Source organism: Pelagibius litoralis (assembly GCF_011683915.1).
Lineage (GTDB): Bacteria > Pseudomonadota > Alphaproteobacteria > Kiloniellales > Kiloniellaceae > Pelagibius > Pelagibius litoralis.
This window is the reverse complement of the sequence record NZ_JAAQPH010000022.1, coordinates 37,826-55,749: the sequence shown is the minus strand read 5'-3', so window position 1 is coordinate 55,749 and position 17,924 is coordinate 37,826. Positions and strand designations below refer to the sequence as shown.

Annotated in this window: 19 protein-coding genes; 9 read left to right on the top strand and 10 right to left on the bottom strand. The window is 57.6% G+C overall.

The features are described 5' to 3' along the window. Positions 1–195: 195 nt before the first annotated feature. Both HBA54_RS22945 and HBA54_RS22940 read left to right on the top strand, forming a co-directional pair. Positions 196–2,745, top strand: coding sequence for an ATP-binding protein (locus tag HBA54_RS22945; RefSeq protein ID WP_205944854.1), 2,550 nt, complete (start codon positions 196–198; stop codon positions 2,743–2,745). Then, positions 2,732–3,604 (top strand): hypothetical protein, encoded by an 873-nt coding sequence (locus HBA54_RS22940; RefSeq protein WP_167229100.1) that lies wholly within the window; start codon positions 2,732–2,734, stop codon positions 3,602–3,604. Before HBA54_RS22945 ends, HBA54_RS22940 begins: the two co-directional genes overlap by 14 nt. 102 nt (positions 3,605–3,706) lie before the next feature. Here the strand turns inward: HBA54_RS22940 and HBA54_RS22935 are convergent, their stop codons facing one another. Both HBA54_RS22935 and HBA54_RS29765 read right to left on the bottom strand, forming a co-directional pair. Then, a complete protein-coding gene (locus HBA54_RS22935) occupies positions 3,707–4,279 on the bottom strand; it encodes an HPF/RaiA family ribosome-associated protein (protein ID WP_167229098.1) in 573 nt (190 codons plus the stop codon). 101 nt (positions 4,280–4,380) lie between these two features. Beyond that, positions 4,381–4,536, bottom strand: a complete 156-nt coding sequence (locus HBA54_RS29765; RefSeq protein WP_322096099.1) for a YbhB/YbcL family Raf kinase inhibitor-like protein — start codon at positions 4,534–4,536, stop codon at positions 4,381–4,383. 166 nt (positions 4,537–4,702) lie between these two features. Here HBA54_RS29765 and HBA54_RS22925 point away from each other — a divergent pair, with 166 nt between their 5' ends. Together HBA54_RS22925 and HBA54_RS22920 are read left to right on the top strand one after the other, a co-directional pair. After that, the gene (locus HBA54_RS22925) at positions 4,703–4,891 is read left to right on the top strand and encodes a SlyX family protein (RefSeq protein WP_167229094.1); all 189 of its coding nucleotides are present in this window, start codon (positions 4,703–4,705) and stop codon (positions 4,889–4,891) included. Between the two features lie 163 nt (positions 4,892–5,054). Next, positions 5,055–5,363: an Lpp/OprI family alanine-zipper lipoprotein gene (locus HBA54_RS22920; RefSeq protein WP_167229092.1), complete on the top strand. Its 309-nt coding sequence runs from the start codon at positions 5,055–5,057 to the stop codon at positions 5,361–5,363. Between the two features lie 79 nt (positions 5,364–5,442). On the opposite strand, the gene HBA54_RS22915 is transcribed toward HBA54_RS22920, so the two are convergent. Then, positions 5,443–6,324, bottom strand: a complete 882-nt coding sequence (locus HBA54_RS22915) for a L,D-transpeptidase family protein (protein WP_167229090.1) — start codon at positions 6,322–6,324, stop codon at positions 5,443–5,445. 277 nt (positions 6,325–6,601) lie between these two features. On the opposite strand from HBA54_RS22915, the gene HBA54_RS22910 reads away from it, so the two are divergent. After that, positions 6,602–7,060 carry a universal stress protein gene (locus HBA54_RS22910; RefSeq protein WP_167229088.1) on the top strand — a complete coding sequence of 153 codons (459 nt, stop codon included), beginning with the start codon at positions 6,602–6,604 and terminating at the stop codon, positions 7,058–7,060. Positions 7,061–7,477: 417 nt separating this feature from the next. Further along, positions 7,478–9,904: a transporter substrate-binding domain-containing protein gene (locus HBA54_RS22905; protein ID WP_167229086.1), complete on the top strand. Its 2,427-nt coding sequence runs from the start codon at positions 7,478–7,480 to the stop codon at positions 9,902–9,904. A gap of 19 nt (positions 9,905–9,923) precedes the next feature. Here HBA54_RS22905 and HBA54_RS22900 read toward each other — a convergent pair whose 3' ends face one another. Beyond that, positions 9,924–10,697, bottom strand: a complete 774-nt coding sequence (locus HBA54_RS22900) for a response regulator (RefSeq protein WP_277345418.1) — start codon at positions 10,695–10,697, stop codon at positions 9,924–9,926. Between the two features lie 181 nt (positions 10,698–10,878). Between HBA54_RS22900 and HBA54_RS22895 the strand changes: the two genes are divergently transcribed. Next, on the top strand, positions 10,879–11,649 hold the full coding sequence (locus HBA54_RS22895) for a Crp/Fnr family transcriptional regulator (RefSeq protein ID WP_167229084.1): 771 nt from the start codon (positions 10,879–10,881) through the stop codon (positions 11,647–11,649). A 51-nt stretch (positions 11,650–11,700) separates the two neighbouring features. Next, positions 11,701–12,198 carry a hypothetical protein gene (locus HBA54_RS22890; protein ID WP_167229082.1) on the top strand — a complete coding sequence of 166 codons (498 nt, stop codon included), beginning with the start codon at positions 11,701–11,703 and terminating at the stop codon, positions 12,196–12,198. A gap of 78 nt (positions 12,199–12,276) precedes the next feature. On the opposite strand, the gene HBA54_RS22885 is transcribed toward HBA54_RS22890, so the two are convergent. The 5 genes from HBA54_RS22885 to HBA54_RS22865 all read right to left on the bottom strand — a co-directional run bounded on the left by HBA54_RS22885 (position 12,277) and on the right by HBA54_RS22865 (position 16,356). Further along, a complete protein-coding gene (locus tag HBA54_RS22885) occupies positions 12,277–12,681 on the bottom strand; it encodes a DDE-type integrase/transposase/recombinase (RefSeq protein ID WP_322096095.1) in 405 nt (134 codons plus the stop codon). 1,166 nt (positions 12,682–13,847) lie between these two features. Beyond that, a complete protein-coding gene (locus HBA54_RS22880; RefSeq protein WP_167229080.1) occupies positions 13,848–14,588 on the bottom strand; it encodes an SDR family oxidoreductase in 741 nt (246 codons plus the stop codon). A 31-nt stretch (positions 14,589–14,619) separates the two neighbouring features. After that, complete coding sequence (locus HBA54_RS22875) at positions 14,620–15,039, bottom strand: GFA family protein (protein ID WP_167229078.1); 420 nt, start codon at positions 15,037–15,039, stop codon at positions 14,620–14,622. Positions 15,040–15,059: 20 nt separating this feature from the next. Continuing rightward, on the bottom strand, positions 15,060–15,908 hold the full coding sequence (locus tag HBA54_RS22870) for an ergot alkaloid biosynthesis protein (RefSeq protein ID WP_205944853.1): 849 nt from the start codon (positions 15,906–15,908) through the stop codon (positions 15,060–15,062). Continuing rightward, positions 15,901–16,356, bottom strand: coding sequence for a nuclear transport factor 2 family protein (locus tag HBA54_RS22865; protein ID WP_167229074.1), 456 nt, complete (start codon positions 16,354–16,356; stop codon positions 15,901–15,903). The genes HBA54_RS22870 and HBA54_RS22865 overlap by 8 nt, the downstream gene beginning before the upstream one ends. Positions 16,357–16,414: 58 nt before the next feature. On the opposite strand from HBA54_RS22865, the gene HBA54_RS22860 reads away from it, so the two are divergent. Continuing rightward, positions 16,415–17,065: a TetR/AcrR family transcriptional regulator gene (locus HBA54_RS22860; protein ID WP_167229072.1), complete on the top strand. Its 651-nt coding sequence runs from the start codon at positions 16,415–16,417 to the stop codon at positions 17,063–17,065. Between the two features lie 56 nt (positions 17,066–17,121). Here the strand turns inward: HBA54_RS22860 and HBA54_RS22855 are convergent, their stop codons facing one another. Continuing rightward, a complete protein-coding gene (locus HBA54_RS22855; RefSeq protein ID WP_167229070.1) occupies positions 17,122–17,871 on the bottom strand; it encodes an SDR family oxidoreductase in 750 nt (249 codons plus the stop codon). Positions 17,872–17,924: the final 53 nt, after the last annotated feature.

The following is a 17,924-nucleotide window of genomic DNA, read 5'->3' as shown; positions in this document are numbered from 1 at the left end:
ACAATCGATATCCCCTATCCGCTGCTCTTGGCGGCCAGATAGGCGATGGCACCATCGACCGTCACCAACTCGCCATAGGCGGATAATGTCCATTAGAGGCTGGCTCCGGCGGTTGCGCATCGCGGATTCCAGTTGAAGCATCATCAGGTTCCCTTGACGTCTCATCCATGACCTAAATCAAGCCCCTGCTATCGGATGGCTTCATCAGACCCGCCATTGATCCCCCTCAATGCACAACAGCGACATAATCTCCACTGTTATCGCGCCACCGGCGGCCAGAGCAAAAAACTGAGTAGCATCGCAATGACCATCGCCCCTCTTTCGGCTGACAAACTCCGCAGAGACTGCGATGCCTCACGGTTTGACTTTGAGTCCACCGACGATCTGCAAGACCTGAACGATGTGATTGGCCAGGAGCGCGCGCTGGAAGCGATCCATTTCGGTGCAACCATCGACCAGGATGGATACAACCTTTTCGTCCTGGGGCCTCCAGGAACGGGAAAACACACCACAGTCGCAGGCATCCTTGAGGCGAAGGCCGCAAAGGAAGCGCCGCCATCCGACTGGGTCTATCTGAACAACTTTGAAACGCCACATAGGCCCATAGCACTCTGCCTGCCACGAGGCCGCGGTCATGCTCTTCAGACGGAAATACGTCACCTGACTGACGAGCTCCGCACGGCGGTACCGGCCGCTTTCGAGAGCGAAGACTACCGGAACCGTCGCCAGGTACTTGTTGATGCGGCCCGCGAGCGACATGACGGCGCGTTCGAGGCGCTTCGCAAAAAGGCGGAAGAAAAGAGGATCGCCCTCGTTCGGACGCCGCTCGGGTTTGGTTTCGCACCGATAAAAGACGACGCCGTCATGGAACCACAGGAGTTCAATGCGCTGCCCGCCGAAGAACGAAAACGGATCGAAACCGAGATCGAGGCACTACAGACGGAACTGGAAGCCGTCGTCAAGCGCATCCCGACCTGGGCCATGGAACAGCGCGACGCCTTACGCGATCTGAATCGCGAAGTGACGGCTCTGACCATCGACCAGCCGATCAACAAGCTGCGGGAACGTTTCGTCGACATCCCCGGCATCCAACAGCATCTGGAAGCGGTCCGCGAAGACTTGCTTGATAACGTCCATATGCTGCTGCAAATCGAGCACGCGTCCGAGGAAAACCCCTCAGCCGAAGGTCCCAGAAATCGGCATCTTGTGAACGGTTTCAAGCGCTACGAAATAAACCTGATGGTGAGCGGCGAATGTCTCGAGGGAGCGCCGGTCATCTTCGAAGACAATCCGACACTGCAGAACCTCATCGGCCGGGTCGAGCACATCTCGGAGATGGGCGCACTGATCACCGACTTTACCCTGATCAAGGCGGGCGCCCTGCACCGCGCCAACGGCGGATATCTCATCCTCGATGTCCGCAAGGTTCTGTCTCAACCCTTCGCCTGGGAAGCGCTCAAACGCACCCTTAAAGCCGGCAAGATTCGCATCGAAGCACCCGGACAGATGTTGAGCCTCATCAGCACCGTGTCGCTGGAACCGGCCGACATACCGCTGAAAGCAAAGGTCATTCTCTGCGGCGAACCCTTTTTCTACTATCTGCTGGGCATCTACGATCCGGAGTTTCCCACCCTCTTCAAAGTTGCTGCAGACTTTGACGACTCAATGGCGCGCGACGAAGATGGCGAACTTCTCTTCGCCCGCCTGCTGGCAACCATGGTCCGGCGGGAAGGTCTGCGGCCGCTGGAGGCCTCGGCCGTAGCACGTGTCATTGAACACAGCGCCCGCATGGCACAAGATGCAGAAAAGCTCTCCGTCGACCTGCGCACCGTCGTAGATCTGCTGAAGGAAACGGATTTTTTTGCCGGAACCGCCGGCGTCCGCAAGTCCAAGTCAGTTCATGTGCAAAAGGCCATAGACGCGCAAATCCACCGCGCCGACCGCTTGCGCGACCGCAGCTACGAAGCGATCCAGCGGGGTTTCGTCCTCCTGGAAACCGAGGGTGCTGCCGTGGGCCAGATAAACGGTCTCAGCGTCCTGCAGCTCGGTAGCTTTGCCTTCGGCCGTCCGAGCCGTATTACTGCCCGAGTACGCTTGGGTGCCGGGAAGGTAGTCGATATTGAGCGCGAAGTCGAACTGGGCGGCCCGGTCCACTCCAAAGGCGTGTTAATTCTCTCCTCCTACTTGGCCGGCCACTTCGCCATCGACCAGCCGCTTTCCCTCTCCGCCAGCCTGGTCTTCGAGCAGTCCTATGGCGGTGTGGAAGGCGACAGCGCATCCAGCGCGGAGCTCTACGCCCTGCTCTCCGCCCTCGCCCAGGTGCCCTTGAACCAGGGCCTGGCGGTTACGGGTTCGGTTAATCAGAACGGCCAGGTCCAGGCCATAGGTGGCGTCAATGAAAAGATCGAGGGCTTTTTCGACATCTGCAAGCAGCGCGGCTTGACCGGCGATCAGGGCGTTATGATCCCAGCGGTCAACCAGAAGCATTTGATGCTGCGCCAGGATGTCGTCGATGCCGTTGCCGAAGGCCGCTTCGCTGTCTATCCGGTCGAAACTATTGAACAGGGCATCGAACTGCTGACAGGAATGGACGCGGGGACACGGGATGCAGACGGCACATTCCCTGAAGGGTCAGTCAATCGCTTGGTCGAAAACCGTCTGCTCGCCTTCGCCACGGCACGTCGCCGCTTCGGGCAAGCCCACAAGGACTGCGGCGAGCAGGAGGCACGGAATGGCCACTCCTGACCTCGGCGATCAGCAGATCGGCCGGTTCCGCCGTGTGCTCGTCGTTCTGGACAGCACGGCGGCCAATGATGAAGTCCTCGGTACAGCCGCGACCATTGCCTCGGCCGAAGCCTGTGAGCTGACCGGCCTGTTTATCGAGGACCAGGATTTGCTACGCCTCGCCGCCCTGCCCTTCGCCCATGAGGTCCAGCTTGCCAGGGCGATAACGCGGAGACTTGAGCCTGAGCTTGTGCGGCAAGATCTGCGTGCACTGGCTTCGCAAGCCCGTGTGGCCATTGCCAAGCACGCGGCACTACACCGGCTGACTTGGTCGTTCCAGGAGGTTCACGGACGTACTGACGAGCAAATATTGCTAGCCGCCAACGCTGGCGACATCATCGCCATGACGCGCCGTGTGGGGCCGCTGGCATCCTTCACGCATGTCAGCGGTCAGGCGAGAACGATCGCGGCCAGAGCGCCTGGCCCCCTTCTCCTCACCGGCGAACTCCAAGCCGCACGCCGAGGGACAACCGTGTTGCCCTACGATGCCTCTTTGACAGCCGACCGGATGTTGGGCCTGGCCAGCAATCTCGCCAGCGCGCGCGGGGAGCCGCTGGAGATCATACTTCTTGGCGAAACGGCGAGAGGTATCAAGGACTTCGAAGAACGTATCCGATCCGCGACGGGAAGGGTCCAGGTTCCCCCTTTGCGTCTTTTGGTCCCGCGGGACAGGGCCATAGCCGTTCGCCGGCTTTGCGAGCTAGACCGCGGTCTCCTCATGCTGCCAGCTGACATTTCCTACTTCGAGAGCGCTCAGATTGGGCAGATCATCGAGAAGGCCCGGGTGCCGATCGTCCTACAAACCGAAAAGGAGGCTTAGCCCTTCCTGCCGCGCCGATCATGCCGGTACTCCCTCAAGCGCCTGAGTGCTTCTCACGATGAAGCGCACAAGAAGTCGATGGACCCGGGTTCCCAGCCTTACCTACTCCGTCAGATGGTGCTTTCCAATGAGCTTTACGGTGCTGGCCTGTGAGCCCTTCTCGCTCTCGCCTTCGGCGAGAACCAAGCGCACCTCTTGCCCCACCTCCAGGGCATCGAAATCCGCACCCACCAGGCTGTTTCGGTGGAAATAGACCTCCTGACCGTCAGAGGTCTCTATGAAGCCGTATCCCTCATAGGGAAACAGCCGAATGACCTTTCCATGCGGCGAGACCTCGTGGACCTTCACCTTACCGGCCCTGCGCCGTGAATGGTCTTCCAGCCGGCGCCGGGCGGCATCGAAGGCATCGCGCACCGCCACATAGACGTCCTCATGGGCATGCTTTTCCTTCGGATTCCGGTTGACTACGATCTGGTTACCCGGAACCCCCACCTCTATTTGCACATGATAGAGATTGCCTTTTGAGTGCCGTCGGTTACTTGCCTCGACCAAAACCCTGCAAGTCGTTATGCGCCCAAAGAACTGCTCGAGCTTGTTCGCTTTCTCCCGGACTCGGGTGGCAACCGCCTCGGAGCGATCCATATTGCGGAAGCTGATTTCAAGTGGCTTTTGCATTTGGGTTTCAGTCCTGGCTGCGGTGCTGGATCGTGCGGCGAAACCGTGGATCAGTTCGAATGAAGCCTAACAGGCCGAGACACTTCCTGCATTGAGATCGATCAAGAAGCGTCAGGGTCATTGCAGAACAAGACGAAACTACGTGTTGCCGCGAGTGCGCCCTGCCACGAAAGCAGCGGCGAGACATCGGGCCCCTGGCAACTGTGGCGGAGCGGGATGCGTTCACCGGAAGAGAAGGCAGTGCTTGAGATTTCCATGCTGCATCCCGTGTGCCGGTCAGGAACGGGACGCAAAAATGCGACAACGCAATAGCCCATGCCTTTACATAGATCAATGCTCATGACGCCTTATGCCGCTATGGTCCGGATTGTCTCCACGCTAGTTCACCTACGCACCCCATCCGCCTGCAAGGAGAGAACCCTGATGAATTCAGCAGCCAGCTCCGACCTCACCGAGGTCCAAGCCCAGATCGCCTATAACGAAAGAATGCTGAGCGATCTCAGCCAGGTTGTTGCCGACCAGGGCAAGGCAATCGAAAAAATGAAAGCGGAGATCGAAGTGTTGGGTCGTCAGGTCCTGCAAATCACAGAGGGAGAAGTCGGCTCGCATTAGCAGACAGCAAAGGATCACCCTTGTGACAATACGCGGCTTACGGCGCCCCTTGCTTTAGGTCAATGCGCCTTGTCTCCCATAATGATGTAATGAACCGTAATGGTAATCCAGGGCCCATTGCTCGGCGATAGCCATCACCAACGGGCCGACAAGGGAGTATTCGATGAGGAAAACACTACGCATCCCATCCATTGCAGGTGGCGCCCTACTACTTCTCGGAACTGCCGGCTGTGCAACAAGCGAACAACTTGAGGCGTTGCAGGCTGATGTGGTTTCGGCTCAAGAAATGGCCAGCAACGCAATGGATCGTGCAGACGCCGCCTTTGATCTGGCGACTCAAGCCAACACCAAGGCCGACCTAGCCAGTGACGAGGCGCAAAAAGCCATGTCCGAAGCCCAAGCCGCCCGGGTCGCTGCGGCGGCGGCCGATGCCAAGGCCGAGCGCATCTTTACGGAATCGTTGCGCAAGTAATCCCAAGTCCGCCGGCGGCGACGAAAACCAACTGAATGGGAAACTCTACGGCACCGGCCGGGCCGTTTAGGCACCGACGTCAACGAGAGATTCGCACCGCCAGGCCCAACCGCTCTTGCGCGACCCGATCGACCAGCGACCAATCGACATTGACGTTGTCCGCACCGGGGTAACTCTCGATCATCCCGCGAAGATAGGGCAGCGGCTCAGGTGAGAAACGGCCGCTGCGCTCGATCTCATCGGCCTGCCTCTGGCTGGGATGGACCTCGAGGTAAAGCTGACGACCAATCCAACCGAGCTTTACCGGCTGGTCGAGGACAGCGACCCTGTTGCCGACCGCCACAAGGTCGAACAACCGTTCAATATCTTCGGGATAGAGGCGCAGGCAGCCGTGACTGACCCTGCGCCCTATCCCTTCCGGTCTGTTGGTGCCGTGGATAACATAGTTCTCCCAGCCGAGATTGAGCGCATAGGCGCCAAGCGGATTGTTCGGGCCCGGCGGAATCGCGGCCGGCAGCTCGGGTCGCGCCGCGCGGATTGAAGCGGGGGGAACCCATGTGGGATTCCGGCGCTTGCTGACGATGTGTGTCGTGCCGGTCGGAGTCTCGCAACCGGCACGACCGGTCCCGATGGGAAAACTGACCGCAGACGCGCGCGAACCAGCGAAGAAGTAGAGCCGTTGGTCGGCCAGATTGACCACGATGCCGTTGCGCTCTGCCGCGGGTTCGAGATGCAGCGACGGCAGAACTACCTGTCGTCCCTCACCCGGCAGCCAGGGATCGACCGCGGGGTTGGCCGCCCGCAGCTCGACGAAACCCAGGTCGTACTGTCTGGCAACATCCATCAATGTCTCAGCGTCAGAAACGCGATGGGTAATGAAGCTGGCCGGCTCCGCCTCGGCATGCGCCGCAGATACCGCCCATGGCAGGGTAAGCGCCCCGGCCAGCGGAATCAGAGCCAAGAGGATCCTGGCGAACCCGAGACAAGCCCATTCAGCATGAGCTTTCTCCCAGGCATTCGCCCGGCACCCGGTTGCGCGCTGCAACGGCTCGATCGCGAAAGAAGGCTTGAACTTCATCGTCACTACCATCTGGGGATCGAATCGTATCCTTACGACCCCATTCGCGTTCTTTGCGCCGCGGTCGCCTGCTTTGATGCAAGTCAAAGTAACCTTCGGCCAAGGGCGCTAACAATTACGCTGGTGCTGCAATAGCGGCAGGGATAGATACCTCGGGGGCATGCTTGTGTTTAAACATATTATGGTTCCCGTCGATGGCTCTGAACATGCCAATCGTGCCGTTGAGATTGCGAGCGACCTGGCAAAGAAAGACAACACCCAATTCATGCTGCTGCATGTGCTCACACGAACCGGCAGCTACGACGTTCCAAAGGAACTCCGGTCCTACGCGGAAATCGAGCACATCAGAATCACCGAGAAAGATCTCGTTGAATTGGCCGGGAAGGAAATCCTCTCGAATGCCGCCAATAGGGCCCGCGAACATGGCGCCATCGACACCTCGTCTCGATTGGAAAGTGGTGATCCTGCCAGCCGGATCGCTGCGATCGCCAGGGAAAACGGCGTTGACCTGATCGTCATGGGCCGACGCGGGCTCGGCGATCTCGGCGGCCTGCTTTTTGGCAGCGTCTCGCACAAGGTAGCCCAAGCAGTTGAGTGTTGCTGCCTGACCGTCAAATAACACCCCAACTGGAACGCATCTTGAGACATCTTTCCTTTCTCAAACGGTATCACCGCTGCCATAGAGGCTGGCCGGCAGTGGGTCTGTGCGCATAACACAATGACCGCATGGCTTCCGCCCTGCGAAACCACCCCAAGTCAGCTAACGTTTGCAAGCAGCACAGCAACCGCCAGCGCCCGGTCAGAAGCAGGGCATCCAATGCGTGAATGCCCGCATAGCAAACCGAGCGGAAGCACCGGCACGGTACCATCGGCAGGGTCTTTATCGGTTTCTCCAGAACTTTTTATCTCACGTTCCTCGTTGCCTGGTTGAACTTGATCCTGGTTCCAAAAAGAAGCCCTGCGACAACACTGGAGGATTCGCTTTTTTTGTGCTGACCAGATGGAAATCTCACCCGCGGCAAGGGGCTACCGAAGCATGACTATTGGTCGCCTGAAAACACTCGCGCTTGCTTCCTGTCTGCTTGCACTGTCTTTGCCTGCTGCATCGCAGGAACCCGACCTCTCCGCCCAGGTCGGCATTCTCAAGCATTTTCCGCCCCACTACCTGATCGATGAGAAGAGTGGAAAACCGACCGGTTTCGCCATCGATGTCTTAGATGCGGTCACTTCAAGAGCGGGAATCTCCGTCACATACGTTGCCTTCGAGGCGTGGCCGGACCTAAACGCTGCTTTGCAAAATGGAGAGATCGACCTCGTTGCAAATCTTGGTGTAACCGAAGATAGGAGGGCCTACGCCTCTTTCACAAAGGCCATTGAGACGATCCCCATAAACCTTATCGTCCGCAGCGATACGAGCGAGATCAGTGGCGTTGAAGACCTGTCGGGCCGCCGCGTTTCGGTCGTAGAACTCAACATCGGCGCCCAGCTTGTGGGAACATACCAAAATGCGGTTCCAGTTATGCATGAGAGCCCGGAAGAGGCTTTGCTGACGCTGTTGTCAGGTGAAAGCGATGCCTTGATCTATCCCGGCACCGTGCTGCTGCAACTCGCGCGAGAGTCGGGTCTCGACGGCCGGATCGAAATCGTCGGTAAGCCGCTTCATGAAGTCAAACGCGCCATTGCAGTCCGAAAGGATCTGCCGGAGCTTTTCCGGCGCCTGGACAGCGCCGTGACAGATTTCACAAACTCGGTCGAGTACCGAGATATCTTTGCCCGGTGGCATGGAGAGCCGGCACCCTATTGGAGTGCTACGAGGATCGGCATCTTTATGGGCACTCTGCTGCTTGTCGTAGCCGGTGCCCTTGGGGTCTGGCACTACATTTCGGTGGTTCGGTTGAATCATTCCCTCGCTGCGACGCTGAATCGCGCCCGGCGAACGGAAGAAGCACTACACCTCCGCGAGCGGGCTATCGAAGCGACGGATACAGGTGTTCTGATCACCAATCCGCGGCTCCGAGACAACCCGATTGTCTATGTCAATCCTGCGATCATGCGCATGACCGGCTATCCAGCGGAAGAGATTATCGGCCGTAATCCGCGATTCCTGCAGGGTGGCGACAAGGATCAGGCTGCCCTCGACGAGGTCCGCGCGGCCATCAATGATGAAACTCCGGTTCATGTAGTGCTGAGAAACTACCGAAAGGATGGCGCCTGCTTCCTGCTCGACTTGCAGATAGCACCTGTGCGGGATAAAGACGGAACCGTCACACACTTTGTGGGAATTCAAAACGACATCACTGATCGGGTAGCGACCGAAGATCAACTGCGCCAGGCTCAGAAAATGGAAGTGATTGGCCAGCTCACGGGCGGTGTGGCACATGATTTCAACAATCTTCTGACTGTGATTGTCGGGAACCTCGAGCGCCTCGAGGGGCGTATTAAGGACAGCGAAAAGTCCAGGTCGTTGATCAGGCACGCTCAAGAGGCCGCTGACCTTGGCGCCGGACTAACCCACCAATTACTCGCCTTCGCCCGCCTGCAGCCGCTCAGCCCTCGGGCCGTTGATTTGAATGAGTTGGTCACCGATCTGAGCGAGTTGCTGCAGAGAACTCTCGGCGAGACGATCCAGATCAGCACGCTATTGGATAGCGATCTCCGGAAAACACTCGCCGACCCTGCGCAGGTGCAAAATGCATTGCTCAATCTCGCGATAAACGCAAAAGATGCCATGCCCCGCGGCGGCCGCCTCATCATAGAAACATCCAATGTCGAGGTCGATGAGTCCTATGCGACCGGCCAGAGCGATACCTTGCCCGGCCGATACGTCATGCTGTCCGTCACTGATACTGGCGTTGGGATGTCCAACAAGGTGCAAGAGCGCGCCTTTGAACCCTTCTTCACGACGAAAAAAGTCGGATCCGGCTCCGGCATGGGACTCAGCATGGTATACGGCTTTGTAAAACAGTCGGGGGGGCATGTCCGCCTCTGCAGCGAGCCGACATGTGGCACGACTGTCGGCATGTATCTTCCGGAGCTCCGCGGAGTCGCCAAAGCGGAGGAGCAATCTCCTGCCGCACCTAATGAGCCACGAGGACAGGGCGAAACCGTCCTTGTTGTCGAAGACAATGTCCGCGTCCGCTGTATCACTACCGATCGCTTCCAAGAGCTTGGTTACAGGGTGCTGGAAGCGAAAAACAGTATCGCAGCATTGGATCTGTTAGAGAAACTCGGACCTGTGGATCTGCTTTTCACCGATATGATCATGCCAGGCAAAATGGGTGGTCGTGAGCTTGCGAAAGAAGCGCAGGGGCGTTATCCGAAGATCAAAGTTCTGTTCACTTCAGGCTATGCTGAACCTACCATAGACGAGAGCCAAGCGACCGATGCCATGTGGCTTCGCAAACCCTACAGACAAGCTGATCTCGCCCGTGCAGTACGCCGAGTCCTGGACGCCGAGCCATAGCTGGCCTGGGCGGTAGCGGTCAAACACTCTTGAGTCGCTCAACGAAGGTGTAGCCGATACCACGAACGGTCTTGATGAGCTTAGGTTGACTGGGATCAGCCTCAATCTTCTTCCGCAAACGGCCGACCAGCGTGTCTATGCTGCGGTCGTAAGGCGTCCAATCCCGTCCGCGCACGGAATCCATGAGTTGGTCGCGACTAAGCACTCGGTTTGGGTTACGGACGAAAGCTGAAAGCAGGTCGAACTCCCCCGTCGTCAAAGGAAGCAGGGACCCGTCCTTCGCGCGCAGCTCCCGCTTGACGAGATCAAACGTCCATTTGTCGAATGCCACACAGTCCGTCTCTTCATGATGGCCAAGCGGTGGCGTGGCTTCCGCCTGGACTGCAGCGGGCGCACAGCGCCGCAGCACAGTCCTGATACGGGCAAGCACTTCCCGAAGATAGAAGGGCTTTACGATGTAGTCGTCAGCACCAACCTCCAAACCGACGACGCGATCTACCATTTCGCCCTTCCCGGTCAGCATGATAATGGGAAGAGATCGCTTTTTCCTGAGTTCCCGCGCCAGTGCCAAGCCATCTTCCCCCGGCATCACAACGTCCAGAAGGATGAGGTCCACCTCGACCTCTCTCAAGCAACGCCACATGGCCCGGCCGTCCTCTGCTGCGGTCGAAAAAAAGCCTTCATCCTCCAGGTAACCGCAGAGCATCTCTCGGATGCGCGGATCATCATCGACCACAAGAATGGAGACCGGGCCTCCCGCTCCTTTGAAATCACCTCTATTCTTGGAAATCAACACCACCTCATTGGTAAATTAACGCCCTCCTCAGCTTGCACAGAAAGCCGCCGCCATTCGTCACACTCCGTTACAAAATATCACACAAAATATCGGGCTGTGAGATAAAGAGATTACCATCGCCTGTCTCAATCCACCCCACAAGCGATAACGAGCACGACGGGTCAGGAGGGAGATGAGTGTGGATTCTGTGGCCAAGCATGATTCCTCACAGCCGAGATTAAAACTTCACCATGGCACGCCGGAAACACTTCAGTCAGAAGTGCATGACCATCTGTTCTGCCTGATGTCACGGCAAGAGGTGAATGCCAACCAGGTAATTTTCTTCGAGGGCGATCCCTGCAACAGCATTTTCGAAGTCGCGAAAGGCGTTGTCCGGATCTATAAGGTTCTGCAGGACGGTCGCCGCCAGATTACCGGCTTTCTGACCAGGGGTGACTTCCTGGGTTTGTCTCTGGATGATCACTATGTCTATACGGCTGAGGGCGTGACCGATGTCACGTTGTGCCGCTACCCCCGTGACCGTCTCGAAAAGATGCTGGAAGAGAACCCCAGACTTTCGAAGAAACTCTTTGGCTTGATGAATGGAGAGCTCGTATCGGCACAGTTTCAGATGCTGTTGCTCGGACGCAAAACCGCGACCGAAAAGCTGGCCACCTTTTTCGTTCAACTCCTTCAAAGACAAGAAGGGACCGAAGGCAGTGAACACATCTTAAACCTGCCAATGCCGCGCGGCGACATCGCCGACTATCTTGGGGTCACGACTGAGACCGTAAGCCGGACGATTTTCTGGATGAAGAAAGTAAACCTCATTGAGCTCAACAAAACCAATCAAGTATCAATCGAGGATCTGAACGGGCTGTTGATGTTGGCCGGCCCCTTTTGCAGCTCGCGACTAACCGGGACAATGCTGAACCGGGAAGACCGTAAGGGAATCACGGTCAAAGGTTAGGCAAGGAGGGCCAGGCGGCGACATTGCGCCAAAGCTGCTTAGGAGAAGATCTTGGCTGCCCCACTCAAATCAGAAAGAGTCCGATACGCAGTAGGGGCCTTTGCCGATTGGGAAAACTTGCGCATCGCCCTTGATGAATTGGCGTTTGCTGCAATTCAAATAGAGGCCATCGCCATGATGACAGGCCCAACAGTCTTGAACGCATCGCCTTTATTCGCTTCAGCGCCTTCGGATCATCGAATCTTCCGGTTGACAAACAACCTGACCGAGATGGAAATCTTGCGGAACGCCAACCCCGTCGTAACGTCAGCTGGGGCATTGTTTCCGCCTCTGACGACATCAGCAACAGATACCAGTCCACGTGGCAGGTTCGCTCTGCAAGACTGGCTTCCGAAAGGGTCAGCCGTCTATCTGCAACAACAAATCGACAAAAAAGCAATCCTCCTATGGGTCTGCGTAGGCAACAGCGACGAGGAGCATCATGCTTTAAGAGTGCTGCTGAAACACTGTAAGGGCCAGGTTCAGGTACATGATCTACTACACGCCTGAGGTTTGCTTCCATACCGCCTCAAAAGGCGCTGTCAGTCTAACGCGAATCTGTCTCTGAATTCCCGCATGATGCGAGCTTCATGCCGCCAACTGACGCCACTCGGCCAGCGCGGCGGAGCGGTTCTGCTTGAAGACTTCGCGGCGGGTGCGGTGACGGTCGAGATTGAAATGGTTGTGGATCGAGGCGTGAACGAAGGCAAACTTCTGTAGGGTCTTGATGCCCCTGAACTTCGTCATCGCACCCTCTCGTCGTCGAAACGGCTGGTGTGGGTTTTCAGCCCGATTGTTGAGCCAGCGCCCACATTCCTGGCGATCCGATACACCAACGACCCTCATCGCTGCATGGTATGATCGAAGTCGATCCGTGACGATCGAATACGGCCTGCCGTAGCGCTTCATCACACGTTTCAAAAACTTGACCGCAGCTCTGCGATCCCGGCGCTTCGTGGCAAAAACCTCATGCGCCTCGCCTTCGTGGTCCACGGCGCGCGAGGGGCGTGGCGGCGTGACCTGAAGGTCGCAGGCTCAAATTCCGCCCCCGCAACCCTGTGTGGACGGCCCCCTCGACCGGCGTCTGGGTGCCATGCCAGCTAGGAACGAATCGGGAAAGTGGAAAGAGAAAATTTTCCTATCCCGTTTTCTTTTTTATTTTCAGCGGGATATGGTGCGCCCGGGAAGATTCGAACTCCCAACCTCCTGATCCGTAGTCAGAGGCAGGAGAGCCCGGAATCGATGATTTATCGTTTTACCTCAACGCATTACAAAAAAGCGGTTTCCACTCTCAGTCTCTCAATCCGTCTCAATCATTCCAATAGCTTATCAGGCGGAGTGGAAACCGATTGAGGTGATCCTGGAGCGCTTCCCACCCCGAGACAGAAGTGCAACAACGGGCTTCCCGCACAAGTTCTAACGTTTGTAGCGAACACTATAGTATCGAACACTATAGAGGCTGGGGCGAGGGTCGCCACGCTGCCGGAAGCGTTCAGCAGTGGCAGACCAATCGTATCGAACAGCGCAGCAGATACGGACGCCCCCGCCGCGGGGAAACGACCACGCTCAGCGAAGCTCCGTATGGAGAGCGGCATAGGGGCCACCGGGATGGGGGTTCAAATCCCGGGCCCGCAACCCACGTGGTCAGCAATACCTTTTCCAATCAGCGGCATAGAGCGCCAATTAGGTCCAGTCATCACTGAATTTCGATTATGTTCCGCCCCTAGCCAATTGACAATAGATCTTTGGCGGAGGCGTCAGAGTTGGTTTGATTGTAAGGATACAAAAGCTCGCACATCGTGAGATACAGTCCAGGGTTTTGTATCGTCGCCGCTATGGTTTGGTCAGCGGTATGAGAGCATCAGTCCCAGATCGCTAGCCAGAATTCGTAGTCGACATCCCCGCCGAGAAGCTGCGGCTCCTCGAACCGCTTTTGCGAGTGCCCCTGCCGATAGCCCCGATGCGCGCCTCAATGTAGTTCTCGGGCCAGTCTACGTCATTGCTGCAGACAGCCTGGGAGCCGATAGCGGAAGGTCCATTCTTGATCCCAGTAACTTGGAGAGCTGCCGTTTTGCATCCGATCCAGAAGCGGACATCAGTGCCGCGACCATTCTTGGGCGAAAATAGGACGCTTGTGTCTACCTGCAAGGCGGCCCTCCCTATACAATGCCACCATTCGCACGCAGGGTTTGTCCGTTAACCCACTTGCCGTCCGGCCCCGCCAGAAACGCCACAACATTTGCGATATCGGCGGGCGTGCCCAACCGCTCCAGCGGGGGCATTTTTGCCATCCGGTCTACAACCTCCTGCGGTTTTCCATCGAGGAAGAGTTCTGTTGCTGTCGGCCCTGGGGCAACCGCGTTCACGGTTATGGCGCGGCCGCGCAATTCCTTGGCCAATATTGACGTCATGGTCTCGATAGCGGCCTTGATACCGGCATAAATACCGTAGGTTTCAAGATTCAATCCGACGACGCTTGTGGAGAAATTGACGATCGCGCCGCCGTCTCGGAGCCGGTTGGCCGCCTCACGCAGCGTATTGAACGAGCCTTTCAGGTTCACCGCGACTTGGCTGTCAAACAGTGCATCGTCACTGTCGGCTATGGAGGCCAGCTTCATGATACCTGCATTATTGACGAGGACGTCGACACCACCGAACGCCGATTCAGCGGAAGCGAACATGCGCCTGACCGCCGCTGCGTCGGAGACATCGGCTTGTGCGGCAATGGCGCTTCCGCCCGCTGCCTCGATCTCTTGAACAACCTCTTGGGCAGCGGCTTGGCCGCCCGCGTAGTTGACAATAACGTTAAGCCCGTCGGCTGCGAGGCGCCGGGCAACGGCTGCGCCGATCCCGCGTGAGGCGCCCGTGACAACCGCTGTTTTGTTTGTTGTATTTTTCATGTTTGTATTCCTTCAATGTGCGGACCCCGCATCACCATGGCCAGCCATCGCTGATCGTCATTGCTTTGTGTCTATATTCAAACGGGCCTTCGCCAGACCAACCGGCGCCGTCTGGAAACCGTACCTCGACGCCCTGTAGATCATCGGGATTGAAGATCCTCATGTTCACGCCCATCAGATCCACCCCTTCATTCTGTTCTCTGAACGATTTTGAAAATGTCCAATGCGTCGTGGTTCCGCAGCGGGTACAGGACTGAAGTTCGGCGGCGGCATTCTCTTTATCGCGGCGCAGGAAAGAGACCGTGTCTCCGGTCGTTTTCACTATAGCCGATGGAAAGTATCCCCAGGCTCCACCGGACTTTCGGCAAAGACTGCAATTGCAAACGTGGATAAATTCGGGCTTGGCGTCGATTGTGATGCTTACTGCGCCACACAGACAATTCGCCGTCATAATTCGCTCCTTGTGGTCGTTCAGGTCTCAACGCTCGTGCACCAGACAGATCTGTTGTCGGTTACGAAATCCGACAGCGGGCGTCCGGGTCGTCCGGCGATGCGCACCACTGCGTCGGTGACGCGGTCCTCAGAGCCCGCAGCGATATTCGTGTCCATTGCTGCAAGCGTTGTCGCATAGGCTTCCGGCAAACCAGCCGCGATGTGCCGTGCCGCGAGTTCCGCCTCGCTAAGGTGATGATGTGTGATCGGGTTCTCCAAGACATCGCTCAATGTGTTTGCCACATCGTCATAACTTAGCGCCGCAGGCCCAGTCAGGATCAGGTCGCCCGACGCAAACTCGGTCTGGCTTAGCGCTTCCACCGCGACGGCAGCGATATCTTCGGCATCGATGAACCCGATCCGACCGTTATCCGTCGCTGTATAGATCGCGCCCTCATCGCGGATGGGAGCAAGAAGTTGTCCCTCAGAAAAGTTCTGCATGAACCAGGTCGGGCGCAGAACCACCCATTCCGGCGCGTGATCGCGCAGCCACGCATGCACCATTCCCATCATCGGCCCACCCGGTTCCAACGAGGATGCGCTAAGCAGCACAAAGCGTTTCACACCGGTGCTGATCGCCAGTTCCATGAACGGGATCATCGCGGGCAGCGGCTCGGCAACGCCGCTCGGCGCGACCAGATAGATGCTCGCAACACCCTCTAACGCTGCCGCCCAGCTGGCTTCGTCCGTCCAATCAAATCGAATGTCATGTTCTGCTTTGGGGTTGCGTGTTGCAGCCCGATATCGAAGACCGCGCGCCGCAAGCTGCGCGGACACGCGGCGTCCGGTGGTGCCGGTGCCGCCAGTGACAAGGATGATATCAGGCACGGGTGAATCCCTCTCCTTCGGGTTCCGGAACCGCATCGCCGGTCGCGGCGAGCGTAATCCGAGGATCCCAATAGTCGGCGTAGTGAACGATCTTTCCGCCCCGCGTCTCGATCACGGAAATCCACTTCTGATTGTAGGGCGCGCCGGTGCGCCCTTCACCGCTGCCGCGAAACTCCAACACAACTTTGTTGGGGTCGGCCATTTCGCTGACCCGCAGATCGAAGAAATCGTCGATGCGGATGAGATCGGGCAAGACCATCAGATAGCGCTCCAACGCATCGCGACCCTCAATGCGGGTGATAAACCCTGGCGGTGCGTAAGGCGCCTCAAACACGCAATCCTCCGCGAACATGTCGAGGAAGCTTTCCGCGTCCGGGTCGATCCGGGGGCCCAGCCCCTCACGCAGAATATCGGTGAGGCCTTCAAAACGGGTTTGTTCAACAGTCATTGACAAATCTCCTTTTTGGACGGAACGATACCGTATCGACCATTTAGGGATTATTTGGATGGAACGCAAGAGTATCGACGATAATTTTGCGGCCAAGCGTTCGCCAAGCGGCGCAGCAGTGATGCGCAAATCTGTCACCGACGCACTCACCCGTGCCTTCTTTGAGGAATGGGCACAGAAAGGGTACGGCGCACTCAGTCTGGAAGCTGTGGCGAAGCGAGCCGGGGTTGGAAAGGCGGCGCTCTACCGGCGTTGGTCGTCCAAGCATGAGATGGCGATTCAGCTGATTAAAACGGTAGGTTTGGACCTCACGCCAATTCCCGACAGTGGAACGCTGATTGAGGATCTGCGGCTGATCCTTCTGTCTTTACGCCGGACACTGCGCCATCGGTTGATCCGACGAATTCTGCCCGACCTTCACGCTGAAATGGCGAGATCCAGCGCTCTTAGCGCTGAGATCCGAAGCACGCTGCAATATGAGCGCCGCGAACGCGGCAAAGTGATCGTCGATCGTGCCATCACCCGCGGTGAGTTGCCCAAAGACACAGACCGTGACCTCGCCAATGATGCGCTCGCAAGCATTCTCTATTGGCGGATCATTGTCACAGGCGGTTCCGTCAGTTCAACTGAGATTGACAAGATCGCACAGTTCATCGCAGCAGGCCTTGCGTCGGATCAGACATTCGAATCGGAAAGCTCACGCCCCTGAGAATACCGGCAAAGCTGGTAGCTCCTCTGAGACGTATGCTTCCCTATGCAGCTCGGTCACGCCGCAAGTGCTACGGCGTCAGCTCCGGCGGGCAGTCGCAGCGGACAGCTCGGATCCGTTACAGCGCGCCAAATGGCTTGTACGACATCCGCGGGCTTTGTCGGCTCCTGGGCCGCAGTATCCCCGAACGCGCTCATCACCTGGGCGACGAAGGGTTTGTAGTCCTCCGGCGTGTCGTCGGCTTGCCCCATCAATGCCATTGCATTGCTACCGAAACGCGTTGCTGGAGCCTGGCCTGGCAGCACCAGACGCGTTCGGATGCCCAAAGGCGCAAGCTCCAGCGCGAGACACTCGGTATAGGCATTCACGGCGGCCTTGCTGGCAGTATAGACGGGAAGCAACGCGAGCGCTTCCAAGGTCACGCTCGACGATACATTGACGATGACACCGTCACTCTTCGCGCGCATCTGTGGCAACACGGCGCGGATCATCTCGAAACTGCCAAACGTGTTGGTCTCGAAGATCCTGCGGACAGTTTCCTCAGACGTACCTTCAAAAGTGGACAGCCAGCCAATGCCGGCATTGTTGACAAGCGCGTCGATCGGGCCTGCCGCTTCGATCGCGTGAGCGATGCTATCGTGGTCAGTTACGTCCAAAGAGAGCACGTGCAAGCGTTCCGAAGCGGGCAAGAGAGACTCATCCGGTTTGCGCATCGTTGCGGCGACGGACCAGCCTCGATCGAGAAAATGGCGCGCGGTCTCAAGCCCGAAGCCTGAGGAGCATCCGGTTATCATGACGGTATTCATAGCAATATCTCCTTCTATTGAGTGTTCCTCATTTTGACAGGAGAAGAAGAACT

Excerpts from the sequence above, each read along its gene's own strand:
- HBA54_RS22860 (WP_167229072.1), top strand. The coding sequence starts at position 16,415 with ATGGAACGCAAGAGTATCGACGATAATTTTGCGGCCAAGCGTTCGCCA.
- HBA54_RS22920 (WP_167229092.1), top strand. The coding sequence starts at position 5,055 with ATGAGGAAAACACTACGCATCCCATCCATTGCAGGTGGCGCCCTACTA.
- HBA54_RS22940 (WP_167229100.1), top strand. The coding sequence starts at position 2,732 with ATGGCCACTCCTGACCTCGGCGATCAGCAGATCGGCCGGTTCCGCCGT.
- HBA54_RS22910 (WP_167229088.1), top strand. The coding sequence starts at position 6,602 with ATGCTTGTGTTTAAACATATTATGGTTCCCGTCGATGGCTCTGAACAT.
- HBA54_RS29765 (WP_322096099.1), bottom strand. The coding sequence starts at position 4,536 with ATGGAAATCTCAAGCACTGCCTTCTCTTCCGGTGAACGCATCCCGCTC.
- HBA54_RS22925 (WP_167229094.1), top strand. The coding sequence starts at position 4,703 with ATGAATTCAGCAGCCAGCTCCGACCTCACCGAGGTCCAAGCCCAGATC.
- HBA54_RS22865 (WP_167229074.1), bottom strand. The coding sequence starts at position 16,356 with ATGACTGTTGAACAAACCCGTTTTGAAGGCCTCACCGATATTCTGCGT.
- HBA54_RS22855 (WP_167229070.1), bottom strand. The coding sequence starts at position 17,871 with ATGAATACCGTCATGATAACCGGATGCTCCTCAGGCTTCGGGCTTGAG.
- HBA54_RS22875 (WP_167229078.1), bottom strand. The coding sequence starts at position 15,039 with ATGACGGCGAATTGTCTGTGTGGCGCAGTAAGCATCACAATCGACGCC.
- HBA54_RS22880 (WP_167229080.1), bottom strand. The coding sequence starts at position 14,588 with ATGAAAAATACAACAAACAAAACAGCGGTTGTCACGGGCGCCTCACGC.
- HBA54_RS22905 (WP_167229086.1), top strand. The coding sequence starts at position 7,478 with ATGACTATTGGTCGCCTGAAAACACTCGCGCTTGCTTCCTGTCTGCTT.
- HBA54_RS22935 (WP_167229098.1), bottom strand. The coding sequence starts at position 4,279 with ATGCAAAAGCCACTTGAAATCAGCTTCCGCAATATGGATCGCTCCGAG.
- HBA54_RS22945 (WP_205944854.1), top strand. The coding sequence starts at position 196 with ATGGCTTCATCAGACCCGCCATTGATCCCCCTCAATGCACAACAGCGA.